This is a genomic window from Novosphingobium sp., from assembly GCF_030699305.1.
Taxonomy (GTDB): domain Bacteria; phylum Pseudomonadota; class Alphaproteobacteria; order Sphingomonadales; family Sphingomonadaceae; genus Novosphingobium.
The window spans coordinates 14,099-31,851 of sequence record NZ_JAUYNB010000025.1 but is presented as its reverse complement, the minus strand read 5'-3'; the positions used below and the strand labels follow the sequence as shown (position 1 = coordinate 31,851).

The window sequence follows — 17,753 nt, the reverse complement described above, 5'->3', positions numbered from 1 at the left end:
CAATGAAGCTGAAATCCCTGAACTTTAGCAGGCCCCGCCTTGGCCAAGTGCTGATGCCGCTGGCCGCGATCGTGCTCGGCAGTGGCGGCTCGCTGGTCTGGGCCAATGCCAGCGCCGCTGGCGCCGAGGGCACGGCACCAAATGCTGTTCACTCGCTTAGCGAAGCCGATCAGGCCGTCACGGCGCTGCTCAAGCAGCGCCTGCCGCGCACCCAGGTCTCCCGCGTCAATTGCCAGCTCGTCGACGGGGTCTGCGAAGTCACCGCCGGATCGCAGCTGTTCTATGTCGACCGGACCGCGCGCTACCTCCTGATCGGGCGCGTCTATGACATGCAGACCCGTCAGGACCTGACCGCAGTCCGGCTGCTCGAGGTCAACCCGGATCTCCTCGTCGGCGGCGCGGCGGGCAGCAAACAGGAAGCGCAGGAAGTCGAGACCCCCCGCCGCGGCGTCAGCACGCCAGCGGCGAGCGGTGCCCCCCGGATGATGTCGCTCGCCGCACTGCCCGAGGCGGGTGGCATTGTCTGGGGAGCAAGTTCGGGTCCGACCGTCACGGTGTTCAGCGATTTTCGCTGCGGTTACTGCCGGGCGCTGTCGGGCGTGCTCGAAAGCATGAACGTGCGCGTGATCGAGCGGCCGATCTCGGTGCTCGGCAGCCGGGACCTTGCCAACCAGGTTTTCTGCGCGCGCGATCGGCGCAAGGCGGTCAAATCGGCTTATTCGGGCGCACCGATCACCGACACACGAGCTTGCGATACTTCGCCGCTCGATGCCAACGAGCGTTTCGCCCGCGAGCAGGGGCTCGCCGGCACCCCGGTCATCGTCCGTTCCGACGGTGCGGTAATCGAAGGCTTCCGTCCGCGCGAAGTGCTCGAGCAGTGGCTGAAGGGCGCTAAGTCGTGACCGGGCTCACCCCTGAACAGCACGCAGGGCTGGTCCGCGCGGTGGCACGGCGTTCGCGTGGGGCCATCTCGTTGCCCCGGGTCGCGATCAGCCGCCGCGAGGTAATCCTGCTGTGGCACGACCTTGTGGCAGCCTATTCCCCGTCGCAGGGGCGGCTGCTCACGCCCTCGGAACTGGCGAAGCTGCGTGGGCGCGCTTGGGTTCGCTCGGCGGGCCATGTCGCGCTGGGCGAAGTCTCACTGTCACTCGCCTCGGGCCTCGCGTTCTGGCGGCTTGCCGTGCGCCTTGGCATGCTCGCAGAGCGCCGGACCCTGAGCGGTCTGGCCCGGGCGGCGACCATGGCTGCGGTCGGGCTTGCTGCGACTCAGCTTGTCGCCTGCACCTCGCTGTTCGGCGGCAACATCAAGGGCAGCTTTGCCTGCAGTGCGCCCGGAGGGACTTGCGCCCCTTCGACCCTGATCGATGATCAGGCGTTGTCGGTGATCCAGAATGCCCGGCCGATGACCCCGGCGGGGCCGTACATTCGCCAACCGGCAGCGGCGAGGCCGGTCACGGCGTCCTACGTGCCATCCGGCTCTGGTCAGATCGCCGCTGCGGGCAATGGCATGGTCCACCGCGAACGCCGGGTGCTGAAGGTCGTGTTCCCGTCATTCGTCGATGGCGGCGGCAATCTCCACGAGCCGCGGATCGTGCACGCGGTGGTCGATGATGGCGCCTGGATGCAGTTGTCCTCGGGCGAACCCAACCTTGGCGACCAGGTCGAGGGCAGGGCGATCAGCCTCGCCAGCGCCGCCTACGCTCCGCCACCCGCGGCATCTGTCCCGGTCAGCGAGAGCGCCGTCGCGCCGGTTTCCCCGCCGGTCGTTGCCTCGCCGCCAGCACTGCCAAGCCCGGAAGCCGTCGCCGCGGCGCGCGCCAAGGCTGCGGCGCTCAAGTCGGGTAACGCGGTCGATGCGATCCGTGCCGAAGTCCAGGCGCGGCTCGCCCAAACCGCGAAAGCGCCGGCCGGGTCTGCTTCCGCCGTGACGGCACCCGCGAGTGCAGCGCCGATCGCAGTACCGGCGGCAGTCGCAACCCCGGCTTCTGCAGCGGTCAATGCCACTGGCAAGCCCGCAAATGGCCCCGCCGCCTTTCCCGCCAAGGTCGAGGAGTAAATCGCCATGACCTCGCGCGGCTTCTGGGACCGGTTCCTCGACATGGTGTTCGGCGAGAGCGCCCATCCCGAGGCGGAGCGCCCGGTGCTGGGTGCGCCGATGCTGTCGAACTGGCTGCCCTATCGCAGCTTCGACAAGAAAAGCCGCATGTTCATCAATACGGACTCGGTCGGGTTCATTCTCGAGCTGGCGCCGATGATGGGCGCCGACGAGCGCAGCGGCGAACTCCTCACCCAGTTCCTCTCCGATGCCGTGCCCTCGGGCTGCGAGATCCAGCTGATCCACTGGCAAAGCCCTTCGGTTGGCGAGCGCATCGCCGATTGGGTCATGCCGCGCGTAGTCGCAAAGGGCGTCTATGGCCGCGCGGCGATGCACCGGGCGCGCTGGCTTCGCCGGGCGGCATGGATGTCGATCTCGCGCGATGCCCCGTTCTATCTGCGCAACACCCGCGTGATCCTTTCGATCGGTGCCCGGCTCAGCGGCCCGATCGGCGCGGACATGCTCGTATCGGTGCGCGAAAGCCTCATGGGGACGCTCCAGGCGCTGTCGATCCCGGCGCGCGACATGAGCCCGGTCGAACTGATCGCCTTCCTCGACGATTTTCTCTGCCCGGCGGTCGATAATGCCGACAAGCCCGAGCACTATTCCGAGCTCGATCCGATCAACGTCCAGTGCGTGCGGCGCGATCTCGAAACCCAGGTCACCCCTGACCGGATCATCCTCCACACCGAGCGATTCCGCCCGACTGGCGAGCGCCAGGACGGCGCGCCGGTGATCGGCGAAGTCGTGCCCGACAAGTTCGACTGGCGCTTCTTCTCGGTGCGCAACCTGCCCAAGCAGTGGGCGCCGTGGGACGTCCAGAAAATCATCGGCGACGTCATCAACGACAAGCTGAGGTTCGGTTGCAACGTCATGACCGTGCTCGGGCTCGTTTACCAGGACGAGGAAGCGGTCGCCTCGCGCGCCGGGCTCAAGGTCATGCGCACCACCAGCCTCGCCGACAGCCGCTCCGCGCGGTTCCTGCCCCAGCTCTCCGAGCAGCGCGACGAATGGCAGTACGTTCAGGCCGAGATACGTCAGGGCCGCAAGCTCGCGCAGGTCTATTACGGCGTCGGCGCGCTCTCGCCGCTTGGCAAGGGCGACATCAACGAGCGCATGGTGAAGTCGGTCTACAAGGCCTGCGGGTGGGACCTCATCGACGAGCGCTACCTCCAGGTCATGGGTCTGCTCGCAGCGATGCCGCTGTCGCTCCCCAACGGGCTTTCCGCTGACCTCAAGCGCATGAAGCGCTTCAAGACCATGCTGACCACGACCGCAGCCTCTATCGCCCCGCTTCAGGGTGAGCATACCGGTGGGCACATCCCCCACGTCCTCCTGATCGGCCGGCGCGGGCAACCGTTCTTCTGGTCGCCGTTCCAGAACGCTGCGGGCAACCACAACGTCGCGGTGTTCGGCAAGTCGGGTTCGGGCAAGTCCGTGTTCCTGCAGGACGTCTGCGCCGCGATGTCGGGGGCAGGGGCCAAGGTCATCGTGATCGATGACGGCCGCTCGTTCGAGCACATGGTCAAGGCCTTCGGCGGTGCCTTCGTCGAGTTCAAGCTCTCCTCTGGCTTCTCGCTCAACCCCTTCGACATGATCGACAGCGAGGCCCTGGCAAGCGACGAGGACGGCGAGGACTACGAGGTCGAATGCCTCGCCATGCTCAAATCGATCGTCGGGCAAATGGCACGCCAGCAGGACCGGCTCTCCGATACCGAGCGCGGCCTGATCGATTCTGCCGTCAGCACGGTCTGGCGCGAGAAGCAGCGCGCCGGCACCATCGACCATGTCGCGTCAGCGCTGCGCGCACTGCCATCGCCTTATGCCGGCGATCTCGCCGATGCCATGTCTCCATTCCTCACGGGCGGGACCTACGGCCGGTTCTTCGAAGGTGCCTGCTCGATCGATCTCTCGGCCGGGCTCACCGTGTTCGAGCTCTCGGATCTCTCCTCGAAGCCGGAACTGCGCTCGGTCGCGCTGACCGCGCTCATGTTCCTGACGCTGCGGGTGATGCGCGATCTCGACCGCTCGGTGCCCAAGCTCACGATGATCGACGAGGCCTGGCAACTGCTCGGCGGCGGACAGATGGGCCAGGCGATCGAGACCTATGCCCGCACCTGTCGCAAGTATGGCGGCTCGCTGATCACCGCGACCCAGTCCCTCAATGACTTCTACAAGTCGGAGGGTTCGCTCGCCGCGCTGGAGAACTCGGACTGGTCGATCGTCCTCCAGCAGAAGGAGGAAACGATCAACGATCTCGCCAAGCACCAGCGCTTCGAGATGGATCACTACACCGAAAGCCTGCTGCGCTCGCTGAAGCGCAACGGCACCGAATACTCCGATGTGCTGATCAAGGGCCCTGAGACCCTCGCTGTGGGGCGCCTTGTGCTCGATCCCTATTCGGCAACGCTCTATTCCTCGAGCCCGCGGGTTTTCTCCGAGATCGAGGACAAGGTCCGCGGCGGGCTCGCGCTCCCCGATGCGATCGAACGGGTCGCCTTCCCCGATTTTGTGCCCCCCGAACCCGGCGCACCGGACTTTGCCGAGGGTGAGCTGGCGGAGGCGGCCGAATGATGCTGGTGGCGCCCTCACGCCTACCAGCGCCCTCTCGCTCGCGCGTGGCCGACGCCTGCTATCTGGCGCTGCGGCTGACGGGCTGGCTCGCCGTGACGCTCGCCTGCGTCGCCGCGCTGTGGCTGCTGTTCTTCGTCGCGCTCGGCGACTTCGGTTTCTCGGCCACCGTGCAGCAGCTCGACAACTTCGCCTCACGCTATGTCGCCGCCGACGGCGCGCGGCAGGACCGCTTCCGCCTGTTCTTCTGGCTCGCCAGCGCCGCGCTCTTTGCCGGCGTCGGCTTCTTCCGCCGCCATTCGCTGCGCGGCCTCGGCAAGCCCGCCATCCAACAATCGAAGGAGACCGATCATGGCTAGAACGCCGCGCTTAGCTCGAGTGTCAGACGAGGCTGCAACTGCCGGTCCGCTGTTCGAGGCCGACATTGCCGCCGCTCCCGCTGCCCCGCCGCGCGCGCGCCTCGGTGCTGCCCCGGTGGCGCTGGTCGCCGCGATTGTCGCCGCAGGGCTGTGGGGTGCCTGGGTCACCAAAAGCGTGCTGGCCGGGCCCGACCGCCCGGCGATCGCCAAGGTCCAGCTGTCGGGCATCGTCGGCGAATATGTCCAGGCGCAGGCGCGCTCGGCGACCCCGCCCGAACAGGTCACCAGTGAAACCCGCGCCTTCATGGGCGAGGTCCAGCGCAATCTCGAACGCCGCGGGGCCTCGGGCCAGATCGTGCTGGTCGGCGAAGCGGTGCTCGCCGGCAATGTCCCCGACATCACCGCCGAGGTCCGCCGCGAGGTCTACACCCGGGTCAAGATGCCGCAGGCCGCAGCCGGCAACGGTGCCGACGTGATGGGTGCGATGCGCGCAGCCATGGCAGCGCCTGCCCCGCAAGCAGGCGCGCTCGGAGGGCAGGGCAATGCTCCCGCAAACTGACGCGCAATCGGGCGCAGCGCAGCCTCCATCGGCACGCGCCAACCATGCGAAGCGCTGGCTGGTGATCGGCGCGCTCGCGGCGGCGCTGGCAGCAAGTTCGTCGCTGGCGAGCTGGCGCGACCAGCACGCGCTCCTCATCAACACCACCCAGTCGCTGCCCAATTGGGCGTTCTGGATCGACAAGCACCGCACGCCCCAGCGCGGCGACTTTGTTGTCTTTGCGCCGCGGCAGACCCCGCTCATCACCGCGCATTTTGGTGCGGCCTCGCCGCCCTTCGCCAAGCGGGTCTACGGCATGCCCGGCGATGTCGTGACCCGGCAGGGCAGCGTGGTGCGGATCAACGGCGCCGAAGTCGCACGCCTCAAGCCAATGAGCTCGCGCGGTGAAGCGCTGGAGCCGGGGCCGACCGGGCGCATCCCCGAGCACTGCTACTACCTCGGCACTGAGCACAAGGACGGGCTCGACAGCCGCTACGCCGATGTGGGCTTCGTCTGCAGTGGCCGGATCATCGGCACCGGGGATTCGCTGCTGTGAGGCGCCGCGCCGTCTTGCTCGCCGCCAGCGGCATGGCGCTCCTCGCGGGGTGGCCGCTCGTCTCGGCCTTGCGCGCCGCCGACTACGGCCAGATGGGCCAGACCTTCCCGATCATCGAAACCGATCTTCTGACCACCATCGAGACGCGTCTCAGGACGCTCGAGGCCAATGGCGGGATCGAGCGGATGCAGCGCCAGATGCAGGAACAGGCGGTCGCCAGCGTGCGCCGTCCCAAGCCGGTCGATGGCATGACCCCGGCGGCGACCAGGCGCGAATGGCTGTTCGATCCCTCGATCGTCACCGAGGACGACATCGTCGATGCCAAGGGCAATCTGATCGCGGCGCGCGGCACCCGGGTCAATCCGCTCGACATGGTGCAGCTAAGCCAGGCGCTGGTCTTCATCGACGGCGATAACGCGGCCGAGCTCGCCTGGGCGGTCAAGACCTGGAGCGATGCCCGGGCCAAGATCATCTTCGTGTCCGGTTCTCCGTTCGATGCGATGAAACCCTGGCAGCGGCGCTTCTATTTCGACCAGGGCGGGACTCTCACGAGCAAGTTCGGCATCCGGCACACCCCGGCGGTGGTCACTGAGGCGGGCTCAAACCTCAAGATCAGCGAGTTCCCCCTACCGCCGCCGGCAGCCGCACCTGCCCCTGCACTCTCTGGTGGAGGCAAGGTCTCATGACCCACCCGCTCATCACTTTCTTCAAGACGCCGATGGCCCCCCCCGAAACCCCGCGCCTGCGCCACATGCGCCGCTGGTGGATGGCCCTGTGCTGGGCGCTCGCGCTCGCCGTACTGCTGCTGCCGCTCACCAAAGCGCTCATGGGCGAATGGGGCGCTCTGCCTGCGCTGCTGCTGGTGCTCGCCGCGCCGGTCCATGGGCTGTTCTACTTCCGGGCCAAGCTCCGCGCCGACGACCTCTTCAGTGGGGAGGCCCAGCCATGACCCGGCTTTCCAGGACGATCGGCAGTCTCCTCGCCGCTCTCGCACTCGCCTTTGCCGCAGCCGCGCCCGCCCGGGCCGATACGGTCTCGTGCCACGGCAAGTTCATCAATCCGATCACCGACGTGTGCTGGTCGTGCCTGTTCCCGCTGTCGATCGGCGGGCTCTCGATCTGGAAGGGCTCGCGCCCCGATCCCAAGAACCCGTCGTTTCCCTTGTGCGCCTGCGGCTCGCCAATCCCGCGCATCGGTATCTCGGTCGGTTTCTGGGAACCGGTGCGGCTCGTCGATGTCACCAACAAGGCGTGGTGCTTCCCCAACCTTGGCGGCATCCGCCTCAACCCCGGCTTCGCCATCGGCAACGGCCACGTCCAGGGCCGCAGCCAGATCGGCGGAAAGGCGCAGAACAGCTCGCAGTGGCAGTCGCACTACTACGTCTACCCGCTGCTCTACTGGATGGAGATCCTGACCGATTTCCTCTGCTTCGAGCAGACCACCTTCGATGTCGCCTATGTGACCGAGATCGACCCGCTGTGGCAGGATTCCGCGCTCACCTCGATCATCAACCCGGAAGTCGCGCTGTTCTCCAATCCGATCGCAACCGCGGCCTGCGCGGCCGACTGCGTCGCGGCGACGGCCAGGCTGCCGATCGACCAGATGTTCTGGTGCGCGGGCTGCAATGGCGGGATGTACCCGCTGAACGGCCACGTTGCCGCGCATGTCACCCCGATCCAGGCCTCGCGGCTCGTCGCCGAGCGCATGCTCTACAAGATGCACCGCGAGGCGCTCGCCTGGGGCACGATGGGTTCGAAGGCCCTGTGCCACAAGTACCTGATGCCGGTGATGCGCAAGCAGCAATACCGACTGCAGATGACCAATCCGATCTCGACGGTGAAGGGCCGCTACGCCTGCGCGCCGGTCGGCGCGACCACCATCATCCCCCAGACCGGCAAGGGCTACCCCGTCAAGGGTGAGGACTTTGGCTACCTCGTCTGGCGCAAGCGCAACTGCTGCATGCTGTGAGAACGCCCATGATCTTCGCGCGCACCCTGTCAAAGGCACGGATGGCTCCGATCGCCGGATTCCTCGCGCTCACCGCGGTCTCGGCAGCCCTGGCGCAAACGATCGACGGCATCGATCTCAAGGCGATCAAGGAGCGGGCTACCGAAGCCACCGCCGATGCCCAGACCCTTGTCGATGCGGTAGCCGGCAAGGGCGAGGCGCACCGCGGCGAGGCGGAAGATCTCCGCGCACATGGTCTGGCAGCCGTCGCCGCGATCGATCCCGCCAGCCTACCCAAGGGTCCGGACGGCGCGGTCGACTTCGACGAGCTGCTGTCCGGGGCCGCCGCCAATACCCGCGCGCCGATGGGCGAAGGACCGATGTTCATGGTCTTTGCCAGCCTGTCGATGCCGCAGGCCTCGCTTTCGCGCCTGATCGCCGACACGAGCAAGGCTGGCGGCGTGGTGGTGTTCCGCGGATTTCCAGGCGGCAGCACCAAGGCCTTTGCCGAAGGGCTGAAGCGGGTGGTAACCGACGAGGGCCAGGAAGCCCACCTCGCGATCGACCCGCGCCTGTTTCGCGCATTCAAGGTCGAAGCTGCCCCGACCTTCGTTGCTGCGGGGCGCGAATACGAGCTCTGCGACGGGCTCGATTGCACCAGCGCCACCCCCGATCACGACCGGCTGACGGGCAACGTCACGGTCGAGTTCGCGCTCGAGAGCTTTGCCGGTGGCCGCGGCCCGGGAGCCGGCGTCGCGCGCGTCGCGCTAGCGCAATTGGCGAAGGACCATTGAAATGCAGGCACCGCGCCTTGCACTTCTTGCGCTTGCCGCCATCGGCCTGATCGCCGCAACCGGCGCGCAGGCCCAAGTCTACATTCCTCCGCCCGACGATCTCGTCGAGCCGCAACCTCCGCTTCCCCCCGCGATCGACCCCGGCGTGCCCGCGCCTGCCCCGCCGCCACCTTCCGCGCCCGCCACAATGACCGTGGAAGAGGCCAAGGCCGAGGCGCGCTCCACCGGATCGAACGTGCGGGGCGCCTATCAGGGGATCACCGATGCGCCGGGCGCTGCCGGCCAGATCCCTGGCTATCAGGCGGAATATCCCGGGCTCACCCAGTATTACGACAATCCGGGCAGCATGTATGCCGACGGCGCGGCGGCAGGCTACAACAGCGATGCCTATCGCACCGCCAATTCGACCACGCGGCCGACCGTCGACGTCACCCGCGCGGATCTCTCGCGCGCGAACACCGTCACCGACGATCCCAATGCCTACCTTCAGGGCGTGAGCGCGGGCGGTTCGACCGGCAACTGCGTGCCCCTGCCGCCCAGTCCCGGGACCACCAATACCGCCGAGTGGACCTGCAATGTTGGTTCGGCGGTGGTCGAGCAGCCCAAAACCTGCACCCGCAGCCTGACCGTCGCGGCGTGGAACGAGACGCTCTACCAGTACCTCTGCGTCACAGCCCCAGGATTTCCGGGGTGCGCGGCGCTTGAAGGCAATTCCCTGTGCCGCAAGACCGGTACCTTTCCGGTCCCTGAGTACAATCTGACGGTCGACTATTACGACTGCGACAGCGCGGTTACCGATCCCAGTATCTACCTGATGGGCACGGTCGCGAAGCCGCCGCCGCCCGATGCCTTCCAGGTCGTGACCAATGTCTATCGCTGCAACAGCGAAGGGATCACCGATGCACTGACCTTTGATCCGGTGACAGGTTTCCCGGTGCAATACGTGAGCGGACTTCAGCAGTGCGGGTCGATCTCGGCGGAGCCGAGCTGCACCAAAACCTCTGCGGCGGCGGCCGGGCTGCCCGATCGCCAGCTCTGCAAGACCTGGGACTTCATCGGCGATCCATTCGGAGGAGGGGGTTACCTCACTTGTATCGAGCCCGCCGCGCTCGAAGAGGTCTATTCGTGCAGCACCAATGTCGCCGGCATGGTCCCCGAAAGCGCGGTGTCGAAGTGGTTCACCCAAATCTGGACCGACAACGCCTGCTCGGTCGATCTCGGCACCTGTACGCTGGCCTCCGAAACCTGCACTGCGCCCAATGAAACGCGGCTGATCGATGGCGTGCCGGTCACGCGGCCCTGCTGGGAGACGACTAAGACCTACCAGTGCCAGACCGTGGTCGGCGGCGGAAACGACTGCGGCAAGCTCGATGCGACGCCGGGCTGCGCGTTCGACCACGAGACCTGCCTCGACGATCCGCCGAGCGGCGATGGCTCATGCAAGGTCGCCGAGCGGGTCTACAAGTGCCCGATCCCGGGTTCGACCACACAGCCCGCGCAGTACATCTGCGGAGACGACGTCTACTGCGTCAACGGCGACTGCGAGCCGATCGTTCGCGAGGCCTCGGACGAATTCAAGGACGCGGTCGTAGCGCTCAACGCGCTTGGCCAGGCCAATTCCGAGTTCGACGAGTCCACGCTGACCTTGTTCAAGGGCACGGCCGAGAGCTGCGCCCACAAAGTCTTCGGCCTTGCCAATTGCTGTTCGGGGAAGGGCGTGCCTTTGCTGACCCCGCTGCTGTGCAGCCCTTCGGAGGTCCTGCTCGACCAGAAGGACGATGCCGGGCTCTGCCACAAGATCGGCACCTATTGTTCGTCGAGCTTCCTCGGCATCTGCCTCACCAAGCGCGACGTCTATTGCTGCTTCCAGTCGAAGATCAGCCGCATCCTCCAGGAGCAGGGCCGCCCACAGCTCGGCAAGACATGGGGGACGCCCAAGAAGCCGGTCTGCGACGGGTTCACCATCTTCGAGTTCCAGCAGCTCGACCTCTCGGTGATGGATTTCTCTGAGGTCTACGCGGAGTTCGTCGATGCGGCGAAGCTCCCCGACGAAGCCGCCACGCTCATCGAAATCCAGGCAAAGATCGAGGCCTACTATGCCGCGCACAAGCCCTGAATCCAGCGCCCACGTTGTCGCACTCAGCGATGTGGGCGTGGCCACCGACATGACCGTGCTCGAATTCTGCGTGGGCATGGCGCTCGCCCGCCGCGGCAGCCTGACGGCGCGCGAGATCGCGGGCGAGGTTTCGACCTGGCTCGACAAACCGGTCCGCTGTCGTGCCCTGAACGGTCAGCTCAAGGCTATGGCGGCGCGGGACTGGGCGAGCCTCGAGGCCGGGACCTACACGCTCAGCGAAGCAGGATCCGAAGCCCTGCGCGGTTTCTACAGCGCGCTCGTGCGGATGCTCGATGGTGGCCGCCGGCTGCTCGACGTCGCTGTCTTCATGTCACTGATCAAGGAATTCGAGAGGAGCGGATCATGAACCACCGCCAATGCATTGCCCTGCTTGCCGCCTCCAGCCTGACACTGGCCGGAACTGCCCCGCTGCGCGCCGCGGACAGTGACGGCGTCGAGGTCCGGCAGTCTGAGGACGCGCTCTATTGCACGGAGAGGAAGCTCGGCACCTGGTTCTACTGCGAGAAGCCCAAGGAGGAGCCGCGCAAGGCGGCCACAGCGCAGCCTCCGGCGCGCGAACGCCTTGCCGCGATCGGGACGCAGCTCGAGGAACTGAAAGCCCGCGCGATCCTAGAGCCGAGCCCGGAGAACGTCACAGCCTATGTGCGCTTCCAGCGCGAGCAGCTCGACCGGTCCTCGATGTTTGCCGACGTCTGGCAGCGTGCGCTGTGGCAGGACCCGGGCCTCGATTACACGCTGCAACGCCCGGTCTCGACACTCGGCAAGCGTGCGTGGATCGATGAGCGCAAGTCCGACCGCGACCGCGTCATGGCGAGCCTCTCGCAGCGCTACGGAGTGTTCTACTTCTTCGCCTCGAGCTGCGGGGCCTGCGACATATTCTCGCCGATCCTCAAAGCCGTCTCGGACAAATACGGGCTTTCCGTGCTCGCGGTCTCGACCGACGGCGGGCCTTCATCGACCTTCCCCGGCTACATGGTCGACAGTGGCCAGTACGAGAAACTCGGCCTCGGCACCGACCGTCAAGTGCCGGCGCTGGTGCTGTTCGATTCCGTGACCAAACAGCCGATGCCGATCGGCTACGGGATTCTAAGCCAGGATGAGATCATGGACCGCGTCTTCCAGCTGACCCAGGTCAAGCCCGGGAGCGACTACTGATGCGCCCGTGTGTCGCCGCCCGCTTTAGCCAAGTCTCGCGCCGCGCGCTTGGCACTGTGCTTGGCGCTGCCGTCCTGCTTGCCTCGCCCAGTCCCGCCTCGGCCGGGGTCGAAGGCGAGATGCAGAGCTTCATGTCCGACATGGGGGTCCAGGCCAATGTGACCGGCCCCAGCACCTACCAGGGCCAGTCGGCAGGCTACTATTCGATGGGTTCGGTCTGGTCGCGCTTTCCGCAGAAGAACATCCAGCCCTTCAACATCCAGTTGCCGCATGCGCGCGCCGGCTGCGGGGGCATCGACCTCTTCGCTGGCTCGTTCTCGTTCATCAACACCGCCGAGCTCGTCGCGATGCTGAAAGCGACCGCCAACAATGCGCTCGGCTTCGCCTTCAAGCTCGCGATCGACACCATCTCGCCCGAGATCGGCAAGGTCATGGATGAGCTCGCGCAGAAGGTTCAGCAGATGAACCAGATGAACATCTCCTCGTGCGAGACCGCGCAGGCGCTGGTCGGCGGCCTCTGGCCCAAGAGCGATACGGCGAGTTCGGTCATCTGCGAGGCGATCGCCAACAGCCAGGGCGCGGTCTCCGACTGGGCCCGGGCGCGCCAGCAATGCAACAATGGCGGCCAGCGCGAGGCCCTGAAGGGCGCGAATTCCGACCCGGACATGAAGGAACAGGCCGGGATGCCCAACAACTACACCTGGGAAGCCTTGGGCAAGAAATACGGCGGGTTCGACAGCCAGTTCCGCGAGTTCCTGATGACGCTAGTCGGGACCGTGATCTACGATCCCGCCGGCACCGGCGGCAAACCGCGGGTCCAGTTCATCGGCCCCGCCGATCCCGCGCTGATCAGCGCCATGCTCGATGGTACCTCGTCGACGCCGCACAAATACTGGAGCTGCGGCGGCGATACGACCAAGTGCATGACGCCTTCGGAAACCGACATGGTCATTGGACCCAATGCGGCGATCAAGGCGCGGGTGCGTACGCTAATCGAAAGCATGGCCCTCAAGGTCCGCGATCCCGGCGCCTCGCTGACCCCCGCCGAAATCCAGCTTCTCGGGATGGCGAGCGTGCCGGTCTATAAGATCATCACGGTGAGCGCGGCGGCCGAGTTCGGCATCTCCGCCCAGGAGATCAACGACCTCTCCGAAATCGTCGCGGTCGATCTCGTCACCACCATGACCATGCGGTTCATCGACATGGCGGTGAATGCGCGCTCGGACTTCAACGGCGCCGATGCCGATTCCCTACGCGAATGGCGTGAGGGGCTTTACGAGACTCGGCGCAATTTCCTCGGGATCGCGGCGCGCACCTCGCAGCGCTTCGACCAGACCTTCGCGCTGATCCAGCGCACGCAGATGCTGGAGAAGACCCTTCGCACCCAGCTCTCGCCGCAAATGTCGGCCGCGCTGCGCTTCTCGCGCACGCTCGGCAGCCAGGTCCAGTAGGAGCGCCTCGCCCATGCTCGAGGTCTTCACGGTCGGGGGCGGGGACTACCTCGTCAACACCTTCAACGCGATCGCCGCCTGGACCGGCTCGGGCGGGTTCAAGGCTCTGATCCGCGTCTGCATGGTGATGGGGCTGATCTACGCGCTCCTCATCACCGCGATGGACCTCGACTGGCGGGCTTGGTTCCGCTGGTTCGTCCAGTCGACGCTGATCTATCTCGTGCTGATGGTCCCGACCGTGACGGTGAAGGTCACCGACCGCGTCAATCCCGGGCTCGCCCCAGCGACGGTGGCCAACGTGCCGATCGGGCTTGCTGCCATGGCCTCGTTCACCAGCCAGGTCAGCGACTACCTGACCCGCACAGCCGAGACGGTCTTCGTCATGCCCGCCGCGCTCAATTATTCCAACGGCGGGTTCGTCTACGGCGCGCGGATGTGGGACAAGGTGCGCGGCTTCGAAGTGCGCGATCCCGTCTTCAAGGCCAATCTCGACGGCTACCTCAAGCAGTGCGCCTATTACGACATTCTGCTCGGCACCAAGAGCCTCAAGCTGCTGAGCGAAGCGCCCGACCTCTGGGCTGAGCTTGGGGTCAATGCCGCGACCAACCGCGGCATGAAGTACCTCACCGACACTGGCGCGGGCACGGTCGACATCGAAGGCAAGACCTGCGCCCAGGCCTGGACGCTGATCAACAACCAGTGGGACAACCAGATCAACGCCTACGCACTGCCGTTTGCCCACTCGATGTACCCCAAGCTCACCGAGGCGGCAGCAGGCGCGAAGCTTGCCGCCGACGTGCCGGTGGTCTCGCAGCTCCTCACCGGCACGGCGATGACCCGGAATCAGTTCTTCAAGCAGAAGAGTATGGTCGATGCCTTCGAGGTGGCCCAGCTAGACTTCGGCAATGCTGACGCCGATTCCTTCGCGCTCCAGCGCGCCGACACCCAGACCCGCAACGCCATGACGACGGCGGCCGAGCAGGGGCTCATCTGGATTCCGGTCCTGGGCGTGGTCCTGACCGTGGTGTTCTACGCGCTTTTCCCGATCGTCTTCCCGCTGCTGTTGTTTCCGCGCAGCGGCATCGCGACCCTGAAGGGCTATTTTTCGGGCTTCTTCTACCTCTCGGCCTGGGGGCCGATGTACGTCCTCATCCACTCGTTCATCATGGACCGGCTCGCGAGCCAGACCAATGCCGTGGCGGCCGGCAGCGTCAACCTCGCCAACTGGGCGGGGATCGATGCCGTGAACCAGGACGTCGCCACCATGGCGGGGTTCCTGATGATGTCGGTGCCGGTCCTGGCGCTGATGGTCATGCGCGGCACCATGTCGGTCGCCAACAACCTCGGCTCGATGCTCGCGCCTGTTCAGGCCGGCTCCGATGCGGCCGCGCTCGAGCGGACCACCGGCAACTACGCCTACGGCGACGTCAGCTACGGCAACCTTAATTCCGAGAACCGCCAGATGTCGCAGTGGAACATGGCGCCAAATTTCCTCTCCGGGGCCGGGCATTCCGGTTTCCGCGAGGCCGACGGCCGCATGTTCAACGAGTATGGTTCTGGCCATTCGGTCATCGATACCAATGCCGCGATGTCGCAGCTGCCGTTCAAGCCGACCATGACCAGCGGCTATGCTACGGACCTCAGATCGCAGGGGCAGTGGTACCTCAGCGAAGCCGACAAGATCGAAAATGGCACCTCGACGAGCTGGACCAGCTCGAAAGGCCGGTTCGGCAGCGCCGTCACCGCGACCAGCGACGTGTCCGGGTCGCGGCGCGAAAGCGGCTCGCGGGCATCCGATACCCACAATGTCGGCGGGAACGTGGTGGTCGAGGGCGCCAAGGGTAACTCTACACGGGAGGTCACCAACAACGATCTGATCCTGCGGGAAGGCAATTCGCGGTCATCTGGCGACTTTGCGAGCCGCACCTTCGGATCGTCAGCAAGCCTGACTGGTTCCGGAACCCTGGGCACTCCCGGCAAGGACATTGCGGGCAGTGGCTTATCTGCGACCCTCCAAGGCTCGATATTCGGCCGAAAGGAGATCGGCGACGACGCACGCGCCGGCACCGAGCGTTCGGCTACCAATCAGACTACACGCGGCACTGATAAGTCCGAAGAAACAAGCGATCGCGTGGTTGTCAGCGGATCGAGCGGCGATATCCAGTCGTCGGGAACCTATAGCCAAAGCTCGGAATACGGCGACCACAGCCATTCGCGGACCAATACCGACGGCAATGACTGGCGCGTGGCAGAAGCCGATGAACGCCGCGCCGCCGCTGCTCGCTACCGCGAGATCGGCAGTCGGATGATGTCCGAGGCGAGCTATGCCGAGAGTCACGGCTTCCAGATCTCGAGCGACATGTCCAACCTCATCCAGGACCGCTACGAGACATTGCAGCGTGACCATCCCGAATGGCACCTGCCGGATATCTCGAATCCTCGTCTCGACTATCGCGACGTGACGCGCCGAGATCAGGCAATCACCTACATCATGGACGACCTGATGGGCGACCTGCGCGCCCACCGGATCAACGAACTCGGCGACGTCGCCGCGATCGCCGGTTCAGGCTCGCTTGGCACCAACACCAGCCTTGGAATGCCGCAATCACCTTTACTGCCACTGGCGGCCCCTGCGGAAGGACTCGTCCCGTCGCCATTGGAAGGAGGAACCCTGCTCGCCGTCCCAGAAGGCCCAGTCGATGGGGCGGCCTATGCCCGCGATCTTGGCATGACGGTCAAGCCTGGTGCCCGGCTCGGCCGTATGGATGGCGAACTAGTGCCTGCGATGGGCGTGGTCGCTGACGAGGCGCGCGCACTTGGTCTGCCGACGCCGGTTGTCACCTCGGGCAACGACAGCACGCAGCATATGGCCGGATCCGCACACTATGCCGACAGAGCGCTCGACTTCAGAGGCAACAACATCTCGGACGAACAGGGTGAGCGTTGGGCAACACAGGTCCGATCACGGCTTGGCGATGGCTATGCCGTCCAGTTCGAACGCTTCCCCGACAAACCTGAACGCGACCATCTGCATGTTGCCAGGAAGAGAACCTAAGGCTTCAGCCAAACAGACGCGTCTGCCATGCAAAGAAGCCGACAAACACTAGCATCAGACCTGCGAGAATTACCCGCAGATAGGGGATTCCGGGGCCATTTGCCTCGCGGACTCGTGGGAAAGCAATCCCCGTCACAGGGTCGCAATCAGCACCGCGACACGAGATTGGCATTCCATCCAGTCCGAAACGATCATGGTCCATCGAGGGTCTCCTCGCCCTGGCCATGATTACCCCAAACGGACTGAATTTTCAATCATGTGCCAGGAACAGGTCGAGCCCCCCGCGTAAAGGCCGCATCCTCTCCCCTCGCAGCGCAAACGCGCTGAAGGCCTAGCTGGAGATGCCCGGATAACTCTCGATCCGCGCCGCGCCTGCGCGGCGGATCTGTGCCGCCGCTTCCTCGAGATGAAATGACACTGCATCGCGCGCGCGCAGCGTATCACCGGCCTTCATGTAGGCGATCAGGCGGTCATGTTCGATCAGTGAACTGCGCGCCTCGTCGAGTTGGAAGTAGTTGGCACCGGCGATCCAGACCGCCGGCGGGATAGCCTTGGCGTAAGTGGCAAAGGCGGCCCGGTTGTCGCTCAAGCGAACAAGTTCGAGATGCCATTGGTAGTCCAGAAAGGCACCCTGCAGCAGGTTATCGGCCTGTGTCTCGTAGGATTTGAGGGCGGCGTTGATGTCCTCAAGGCACGAAAAGTCGGCCCTTCCCTGGAGTGCGGCCACCTCAGACGCGGCCAGCGCCTGAATGGCCCCGGCGAGTGCCAGATGCTCGACGATGCGCTCGATGGTCCAGTCGACGATGGTCAAGCGGCCATGATCTCGGATGATCAGGCCAAGGTCGATCAGTTCTTGTGCGAAGCGTGACGCATCGTCCTCAGAAAGGTTCTGAAAGCCGGGGAGTTGCTCGGGATGGTCGTAGCGCTGCCGTTTGCGCGGCTCGCGAAGCAATGCGAAGACCTGCCTCGCCGGGCAGACAATCATTCGCAGGTCTGGCAATTTTGCTTTCGCCACCGATGTCTCAACTAGCTCCCTGATGACACAGTCCGGATAGTCCGAACCATCCGGATTCGAAAATCAAATCGATCTTGTGC

16 protein-coding genes are annotated in these 17,753 nt (G+C 65.5%); 15 read left to right on the top strand and 1 reads right to left on the bottom strand.

Annotated features, from left to right (window positions below; all coding sequences use genetic code 11):
• Positions 1–2 precede the first annotated feature (2 nt).
• The 15 genes from Q8Q53_RS10645 to Q8Q53_RS10575 all read left to right on the top strand — a co-directional run bounded on the left by Q8Q53_RS10645 (position 3) and on the right by Q8Q53_RS10575 (position 16,658).
• Positions 3–902 (top strand): DsbC family protein, encoded by a 900-nt coding sequence (locus tag Q8Q53_RS10645; RefSeq protein WP_305701752.1) that lies wholly within the window; start codon positions 3–5, stop codon positions 900–902.
• Complete coding sequence (locus Q8Q53_RS10640; protein WP_305701751.1) at positions 899–2,056, top strand: hypothetical protein; 1,158 nt, start codon at positions 899–901, stop codon at positions 2,054–2,056. Before Q8Q53_RS10645 ends, Q8Q53_RS10640 begins: the two co-directional genes overlap by 4 nt.
• Positions 2,057–2,062: 6 nt before the next feature.
• On the top strand, positions 2,063–4,669 hold the full coding sequence (traC, locus tag Q8Q53_RS10635; protein ID WP_305701750.1) for a type IV secretion system protein TraC: 2,607 nt from the start codon (positions 2,063–2,065) through the stop codon (positions 4,667–4,669).
• A gap of 44 nt (positions 4,670–4,713) precedes the next feature.
• Complete coding sequence (locus tag Q8Q53_RS10630) at positions 4,714–5,025, top strand: hypothetical protein (protein WP_305701749.1); 312 nt, start codon at positions 4,714–4,716, stop codon at positions 5,023–5,025.
• Entirely contained in the window at positions 5,018–5,584 is a 567-nt protein-coding gene (locus tag Q8Q53_RS10625; protein ID WP_305701748.1) for a type-F conjugative transfer system protein TrbI, read from the top strand. Before Q8Q53_RS10630 ends, Q8Q53_RS10625 begins: the two co-directional genes overlap by 8 nt.
• Positions 5,585–5,645: 61 nt before the next feature.
• Entirely contained in the window at positions 5,646–6,119 is a 474-nt protein-coding gene (locus tag Q8Q53_RS10620; protein WP_371136544.1) for a S26 family signal peptidase, read from the top strand.
• On the top strand, positions 6,116–6,805 hold the full coding sequence (traW, locus tag Q8Q53_RS10615) for a type-F conjugative transfer system protein TraW (protein ID WP_371136542.1): 690 nt from the start codon (positions 6,116–6,118) through the stop codon (positions 6,803–6,805). The genes Q8Q53_RS10620 and traW overlap by 4 nt, the downstream gene beginning before the upstream one ends.
• Positions 6,802–7,068, top strand: coding sequence for a hypothetical protein (locus Q8Q53_RS10610; protein WP_305701746.1), 267 nt, complete (start codon positions 6,802–6,804; stop codon positions 7,066–7,068). The genes traW and Q8Q53_RS10610 overlap by 4 nt, the downstream gene beginning before the upstream one ends.
• Complete coding sequence (gene traU, locus Q8Q53_RS10605) at positions 7,065–8,087, top strand: conjugal transfer pilus assembly protein TraU (RefSeq protein ID WP_305701745.1); 1,023 nt, start codon at positions 7,065–7,067, stop codon at positions 8,085–8,087. The genes Q8Q53_RS10610 and traU overlap by 4 nt, the downstream gene beginning before the upstream one ends.
• Positions 8,088–8,095: 8 nt before the next feature.
• A complete protein-coding gene (gene trbC, locus Q8Q53_RS10600; RefSeq protein WP_305701744.1) occupies positions 8,096–8,860 on the top strand; it encodes a type-F conjugative transfer system pilin assembly protein TrbC in 765 nt (254 codons plus the stop codon).
• A 1-nt stretch (position 8,861) separates the two neighbouring features.
• Positions 8,862–10,976 (top strand): conjugal transfer protein TraN, encoded by a 2,115-nt coding sequence (gene traN / locus Q8Q53_RS10595; RefSeq protein ID WP_305701743.1) that lies wholly within the window; start codon positions 8,862–8,864, stop codon positions 10,974–10,976.
• 49 nt (positions 10,977–11,025) lie between these two features.
• Entirely contained in the window at positions 11,026–11,343 is a 318-nt protein-coding gene (locus Q8Q53_RS10590; protein ID WP_305701742.1) for a hypothetical protein, read from the top strand.
• The gene (locus Q8Q53_RS10585) at positions 11,340–12,152 is read left to right on the top strand and encodes a thioredoxin family protein (RefSeq protein WP_305701741.1); all 813 of its coding nucleotides are present in this window, start codon (positions 11,340–11,342) and stop codon (positions 12,150–12,152) included. The genes Q8Q53_RS10590 and Q8Q53_RS10585 overlap by 4 nt, the downstream gene beginning before the upstream one ends.
• Entirely contained in the window at positions 12,152–13,603 is a 1,452-nt protein-coding gene (locus tag Q8Q53_RS10580; RefSeq protein ID WP_305701740.1) for a conjugal transfer protein TraH, read from the top strand. Before Q8Q53_RS10585 ends, Q8Q53_RS10580 begins: the two co-directional genes overlap by 1 nt.
• Positions 13,604–13,616: 13 nt before the next feature.
• The gene (locus Q8Q53_RS10575; RefSeq protein WP_305701739.1) at positions 13,617–16,658 is read left to right on the top strand and encodes a conjugal transfer protein TraG N-terminal domain-containing protein; all 3,042 of its coding nucleotides are present in this window, start codon (positions 13,617–13,619) and stop codon (positions 16,656–16,658) included.
• 331 nt (positions 16,659–16,989) lie between these two features.
• Here Q8Q53_RS10575 and Q8Q53_RS10570 read toward each other — a convergent pair whose 3' ends face one another.
• The gene (locus tag Q8Q53_RS10570) at positions 16,990–17,673 is read right to left on the bottom strand and encodes an FCD domain-containing protein (RefSeq protein ID WP_305701738.1); all 684 of its coding nucleotides are present in this window, start codon (positions 17,671–17,673) and stop codon (positions 16,990–16,992) included.
• Positions 17,674–17,753: the final 80 nt, after the last annotated feature.